The following is a 2,451-nucleotide window of genomic DNA, read 5'->3' on the forward strand; positions in this document are numbered from 1 at the left end:
AGATAATATCCGGATAGCTGTGTACTTTCTGCCAACGCCCCATCAGACCGGTGAGTTGACATACGTTTGCAAAACCATCGAAATAGTTCTGGGGCTTGATGTTATAGTTCAGACGGGTCAGTGCTGCAAGAGCTTTCAGAATGGTGAACATATTTTCGAATTGGTAGGCTCCGCTCAACTCTGTGAAAAGTCCGAAAGGAAACATTTCATTATTGATTCTGATAGCGTCTTTTCTTTTGTCGAGTATTTGGTCTATCGCATGTATACTGTTTGATATGTCTAACATGAGTAATGCTTGCCGCATTTGATTTCCCTGCTCTTCTGACTGTGCGTCTATTGCTTCGATTATTTGGTATATGGTCTGAATGACTTCGTCCATTTCCGTCCTTATTTTCTGTAATTTCGGATAAGTAAGTATCTCCATGTTCCATTCGCGGGAATTTTCACGGGCATATTCGATGGGCGCATTCATTTCTTTAGCTTTCATGGTAAACACGCGTTTCACCGCCCCTTCGGCTCGGCCGATGACTACTGGGACTTCTTCCTTGATGATGCCGGCTTTCTCTTTGGCAATCTTCGTCAGCGTGTCGCCCAGATATTGGGTGTGGTCGAGGCCGATATTGGTGATAACGCATAAATCCGGATGGATGATATTTGTACAGTCCAGCCGTCCGCCCATGCCTACCTCGATAACTGCTACATCTACTTTTTGGTCGGCAAAATAACGGAATGCCATGGCAGTGGTCAGTTCGAAGAAAGAGGGGTGTAGCGGTTCGAAGAACGCGCGGTGTTCTTCCACGAAATTGACTACATACTCTTCCGGTATCATCTCACCGTTGATGCGGATGCGTTCGCGAAAATCAATCAGGTGGGGAGAGGTGAATAATCCGACCCGGTAGCCGGCACACTGCAATACCGCCGCGATAGTATGTGAGCAGGAACCCTTTCCGTTTGTGCCTGCGATATGTATCGTTTTGAATTGTTGATGAGGATGCCCGAAATATTCGTCCAATTTGTGTGTAGTCTCTAATCCCGGCTTATATGCTTTGCTTCCTATTTGCTGAAACATAGGCACACTTTCATATAAGTACTTTAAAGTGTTCTGATAGTCCATGTTTTATAAAATTTAACTCCGGGCAATCCTTTTTGCCCGTTAATTTGTTTATCTTTAGAACCGTCAATCCAACCGGAAATGCAGGGTTGACGATTTGAGATTGCAAATATCAACATTTAAATCTAAGAAATCATGGGAACTAAGAAAAATTTTGTGTTGGACACAAATGTTATTCTTCACGACTACAATTGCCTGAAGAATTTCCAGGAAAATGATATTTATCTCCCTCTTGTCGTGCTCGAAGAGCTGGACAAGTTCAAGAAAGGAAACGAGCAGATAAACTTCAATGCCCGTGAGTTTGTACGCGAACTGGATGTGCTGACCAGCGATGAGCTTTTCACTGAAGGAGTGAAACTGGGTGAAGGATTGGGACGTCTGTTCGTAGTGACCGGTAAGGTGGACGCCCCCAAGGTGTGGGACTCTTTTCCTATCAGGAAACCCGACCATTTGATTCTGGCGGCAACCGAGTATCTGACTGCCAAATATCCGAAAATGAAATCCATCTTGGTGACCAAGGATGTGAACCTACGCATGAAAGCCCGTTCCATCGGTCTGCTTTGCGAAGATTATATCACGGATAAGGTAGTAAATGCGGATGTGTTCGAGAAATCCAATGAAATCTTTGAAAATGTGGATCCGGCGTTGATAGACCGTATCTATTCTTCTAAAGAAGGAATTGACCTGGGTGAGTTCGACTTTAAGGATTTGGTTCATCCTAATGAATGTTTTGTGTTGAAAAGTGACCGCAATAGTGTATTGGCGCGTTACAATCCTTTCACTCACTCCATCTGCCGTGTGATGAAAGGTAAGAATTATGGAATCGAACCTCGTAATGCCGAACAGAGTTTCGCTTTTGAGATTTTGAACGACCCGAATATAAAACTGGTGGCACTGACCGGAAAGGCAGGAACTGGCAAGACGTTGCTGGCTTTGGCAGCCGCTTTAGGGAAACTGACGGATTACAAACAGATTCTGCTGGCACGCCCTGTGGTGGCTCTTTCTAATAAGGACATCGGTTTCCTTCCGGGAGATGCACAGGAGAAAGTGGCTCCTTATATGCAGCCGTTGTTTGACAATCTGAATGTGATAAAGCGTCAGTTCGCCGCTAATTCTACGGAAGTGAAGCGTATTGAGGATATGCAGAAAAGCGAGCAACTGGTGATTGAAGCTCTGGCATTTATTCGCGGGCGTAGCTTGAGTGAAATGTATTGCATCATCGACGAAGCCCAGAACCTGACTCCGAATGAGATAAAAACAATTATTACTCGTGCGGGCGAAGGTACGAAGATGGTCTTTACGGGAGATATACAGCAGATTGACCAGCCGTATCTGGATAG

Annotated in this window: 2 protein-coding genes; one reads left to right on the top strand and one right to left on the bottom strand. The window is 44.8% G+C overall.

Features of this window, described 5'->3' with window-relative positions; all coding sequences use genetic code 11:
• A partial coding sequence (locus RDN93_RS21930) for a Mur ligase family protein (RefSeq protein WP_308747425.1) occupies positions 1–1,114 on the bottom strand: 1,114 nt, incomplete at its 3' end.
• Between the two features lie 132 nt (positions 1,115–1,246).
• Between RDN93_RS21930 and RDN93_RS21935 the strand changes: the two genes are divergently transcribed.
• Positions 1,247–2,451: PhoH family protein (locus RDN93_RS21935; RefSeq protein WP_308747426.1), on the top strand; the 1,205-nt coding region annotated here is incomplete at its 3' end.

Origin of the sequence: uncultured Bacteroides sp. (assembly GCF_902491285.1) — a bacterium.
Taxonomy (GTDB): domain Bacteria; phylum Bacteroidota; class Bacteroidia; order Bacteroidales; family Bacteroidaceae; genus Bacteroides.